The sequence below is a fragment of the Streptomyces sparsus genome (assembly GCF_054776295.1).
The window spans coordinates 1-3933 of sequence record NZ_BAAHCA010000449.1; the positions used below are offsets into that span (position 1 = coordinate 1).

Sequence of the window (3933 nt, forward strand, 5' to 3'; positions counted from 1 at the left end):
ACGCCGGCGGCGCCCGGCCGCGCACCCGCCCGCACCGGGTCGCCTACCGGGACGTGATGGCCGACATCCTGCGGGTCACCGTGGGGCTGGCCGAGCGGGCGGTGGCGCTGGGCGTGCCCCGCGAGGGCGTCATGATCGACCCGGGCCACGACTTCGGCAAGTCGACGCGGCACTCGCTGGAGGCGACGCGCCGGCTCGGCGAGATGACCGCCACCGGCTGGCCGGTGCTGGTGTCGCTGTCCAACAAGGACTTCGTCGGGGAGACCCTCGACCGGCCGGTCAGGGAACGTCTCACCGGGACCCTGGCGACCACCGCGGTGTCGGCGTGGCTCGGCGCGCAGGTGTACCGCGTGCACGAGGTGGCCGAGACCCGGCAGGTGCTGGAGATGGTCGGTTCCATCGCGGGCCACCGGCCCCCGGCGGTGGCCCGCCGGGGACTCGCCTGACGCCCGCGCCGGCCGCTCGCCCGACGGCGTGGGCGGCGGCTACTTGGTGACGAAGGCGACGGCCTCGTCCACGTCGTCGGTGAGGTGCAGCAGGTCGAGGTCACCGGGTGAGACCTTGCCCTGCTCGGCGACGGTGCCGCGCAGCCAGGCCAGCAGCCCCTCCCAGTAGCTGGACCCGAAGAGCACGATCGGGAACCGGGTGACCTTCTGGGTCTGCACCAGCGTGATCGCCTCGAACAGCTCGTCGAAGGTGCCCATACCGCCGGGCAGCACCACGAAGCCCTGCGAGTACTTCACGAAGCAGGTCTTGCGGACGAAGAAGTACCGGAAGTTGACGCCCAGGTCGACGTACCGGTTGAGGCCCTGCTCGAAGGGCAGCTCGATGCCGAGGCCCACCGAGGTGCCGCCGGCTTCGGACGCACCGCGGTTGGCGGCCTCCATCGCACCGGGGCCGCCGCCGGTGATCACCGCGTAACCCGCCTCGGACAGGGCCCGCCCGATGGCCACGCCCGCCTCGTACTCGGGGGTGCCGGGTGAGGTGCGGGCCGACCCGAAGACGCTGACGCCGGGCCCGATCTCGGCGAGCGCGCCGAACCCCTCCACGAACTCGGCCTGGATGCGCAGCACCCGCCAGGGGTCCTGGTGGATGAAGTCGGAGGGGCCGACCGACTCCAGCAGCCGTTGGTCGGCGGTGCCCGGCTGCATCTGTCCGCGACGCCGTACCACCGGGCCGAGCCGCTGCTCTCTCGGCACCGGTCCTTCCGTCGAGTTGGCCATGTTGTGCTCCCTCCGGCTTCGATCTCCGCGCAAGGTTACGCAGACGCGGGTGACGCCCGGCGGAATTCCCGGGGTACGCCCTGCCGCCCGCGTGGGTTCAGCTGGTCAACCAGGCCCGCAGCCGGTCCTCGCAGTGCAGGATGCGGGCGGTGTCGACCCGCTCGTCGACCTTGTGCGCGAGGTTCGGGTCACCGGGCCCGTAGTTGACCGCGGGCACCCCCAGCGCACTGAACCGGGAGACGTCCGTCCAGCCGAACTTGGGCTGCGGGGTGCCCAGGACGGCGGCCGAGAACGCGGCCGACGCGGGGTGGCCGAGGCCGGGCATCGCCGGGCCGGAGTGGTCGTCCACCACCAGTTCCGCGACGCCGCAGCCGGCGAAGACCTCCCGCACGTGCGCCAGCGCCTGGTCCTCGCTGAGGTCGGGGGCGTAGCGGAAGTTGACCGTCACCGTGCAGGCGTCGGGGATCACGTTGCCCGCCACGCCGCCCTCGATGCCGACGGCGTTCAGCCCCTCGCGGTACTCCAGGCCGTCGATGAGGACCCGGCGGGGCCGGTACCCGGCGAGCCGGGTGAGCACCGGCGCGGCGGCGTGCACGGCGTTCTCGCCCATCCAGCCGCGGGCCGAGTGCGCGCGCTGCCCGGCGAGGTGGAGCTTGACCCGCAGCGTGCCCTGGCAACCGCCCTCCACCTCCCCGCTGGACGGCTCCAGCAGTACCGCGAAGTCCCCGGTGAGCCAGTCGGGATGGGCGGCGGCGACCTTGCCGAGACCGTTGAGGTCGGCGTCGACCTCCTCGTTGTCGTAGAAGACGAACGTCAGGTCCCGGTTCGGCTCGGGCACGGTGGCGGCGACGCGCAGCTGCACGGCGACGCCCGCCTTCATGTCGGAGGTGCCGCACCCCCACAGCACGCCGTCGGCGTCGAGGCGGGAGGGCACGTTGTCGGCGATCGGCACGGTGTCGATGTGGCCGGCCAGCACGACGCGTTCCGACCGGCCGAGTTCGGTGCGGGCCAGCACGTTGTTGCCGTGCCGCAGTACACGCAGGTGCGGCAGCGCGGCCAGCGCCTGCTCCACCGCGTCGGCGAGCGGCCCCTCGGTTCCGCTCACCGAGGGCACGTCGACGAGCTGCGCGGTCAGCCGCGCGGCGTCCTGCTGCAGGTCAAGCTTGATCGGCGCCATGCCCACGACCCTACCGGGGCGCCCGGAGCGGCGGCAGCTCCGGCGGTCGTCTCCTAGGGCGGACTCACCGCTACCCTGACGCCATGACCGAGCAGCGAGTGAGGAAGCGCGGACGACGGTGGCGGACGGCCGCCGCCGTGTCCGTGCTGCTCGCCGTGGCCGGGTACCTGGTTGTCCAGTACGAGACCACCGACGGTGGTCCGCCGCAGTGCGTGGTGCGGGGCCCGGACGGCGAGCGGCAGTGGGAGTTGGAGCCGGAGATGGCCCGCAACGCCGCGGCCATCGAGGCCGTCGCGGCGTCCCGGGGGCTGCCGGACCGGGCGGTGACCATCGCGTTGGCCACGGCCGTGCAGGAGTCGGCGCTGCGCAACATCGACTACGGCGACCGGGACTCGGTGGGCCTGTTCCAGCAGCGGCCCTCGCAGGGCTGGGGCACCGTGGAGCAGATCATGGATCCGGTCTACTCGGCCGGCAAGTTCTACGAGCACCTGGTGGAGGTGCCCGGTTACACGCGGATGCCGCTCACCGTCGCCGCGCAGCAGGTGCAACGCAGCGGTTTTCCGCAGGCGTACGCGAAGCACGAGTCGAACGCCGCGCTGCTCACCGCCGCGTTGGTCGGCCGGCAGCCCGCAGCGCTCAACTGCACCGGCGGCGGCCTGCCGCCCGTGGCCGGCAACTCCACCGAGGTCCGGCGCAAGCTGGTGAAGGAGTTCGGCGCGGACGTGCTGCCCGAGGACGGTGCCGCGGGCGCGGGCCGCAGCGCGCCCTCGTCGGTGGTGTCGGTACCGGTGCGGGCCACGGGTGAGGGGCGCGAGCCGGTGGAGCGGCGGGGTTGGGAGCTGGCGCACTGGGCCGTCGCCAACGCCTCCGAACTCGGTATCGCGCGCATCTCCTTCGGAGACCACGTGTGGGAGGCGGCGAATTCCGCGGAGGGATGGCGCACGACGGATGCCGAACCGGGCACAGAGGTGCGAATGACACTCGCGCAGTAGTGCGGCGGCATCCCCCGGAAGGGGAACGTCGCCGGGCGCGCTGCTGACGGTGTGAAGGCGTCAGGCGCCGTTGACGCCGCATCCCCGGGATCCCTTGCGGCGATTGGCCTTCCCCGCGTCGCAACACCCCTCTGCGCGGCACCGATTGTGCACTTTGCCCCACCCATATGATGCGACGCATTACCAATCCTTTACCCGGCGGAGCCGCAACCTCAGGGGCTGTCGACGCGATAGGCACTGCGTCTGACCGGGCACGCCCCGGAGTCCGGAACAATCTCTCCGTCAAAGGAGCATCATGTCCATCACGCGCCGGATCGCCAAGAGCGCACTGCTGACGGCCGCAGGCGCCGCCTCCGTCGTCGGCGCCGCTGCCGGCTCCGCCCAGGCCGTGAGCCTGCCCGCCCTCCCGGACCTGGGCGGCGTGAGCAACCTCGACAGTGACGGCCTCGGCACCACCACGCAGGACGTGACCGACCTGGCCGGCGAAGCGGGCAGCGACGCGGTGAAGACCGCCGTGCCCGCCGCCAAGGAGGTGGCCGGC

4 protein-coding genes and 1 pseudogene are annotated in these 3933 nt (G+C 72.7%); 3 read left to right on the plus strand and 2 right to left on the minus strand.

The features are described from left to right. A partial coding sequence (locus ACYVE9_RS18220) for a dihydropteroate synthase (RefSeq protein WP_461028944.1) occupies nt 1-446 on the plus strand: 446 nt, incomplete at its 5' end. Nucleotides 447-485: 39 nt separating this feature from the next. Here ACYVE9_RS18220 and ACYVE9_RS18225 read toward each other — a convergent pair. Both ACYVE9_RS18225 and dapE read right to left on the minus strand, forming a co-directional pair. Continuing rightward, nucleotides 486-1223, minus strand: coding sequence for an LOG family protein (locus tag ACYVE9_RS18225; RefSeq protein ID WP_461028945.1), 738 nt, complete (start codon nt 1221-1223; stop codon nt 486-488). Between the two features lie 97 nt (nt 1224-1320). After that, complete coding sequence (gene dapE, locus ACYVE9_RS18230) at nt 1321-2400, minus strand: succinyl-diaminopimelate desuccinylase (protein WP_461028946.1); 1080 nt, start codon at nt 2398-2400, stop codon at nt 1321-1323. Nucleotides 2401-2483: 83 nt separating this feature from the next. Between dapE and ACYVE9_RS18235 the strand changes: the two genes are divergently transcribed. Further along, nucleotides 2484-3392: a heavy metal transporter gene (locus tag ACYVE9_RS18235; protein WP_461028947.1), complete on the plus strand. Its 909-nt coding sequence runs from the start codon at nt 2484-2486 to the stop codon at nt 3390-3392. A 295-nt stretch (nt 3393-3687) separates the two neighbouring features. Next, nucleotides 3688-3933 (plus strand): annotated as a pseudogene (locus ACYVE9_RS18240) (ATP-binding protein); the annotation flags it as partial.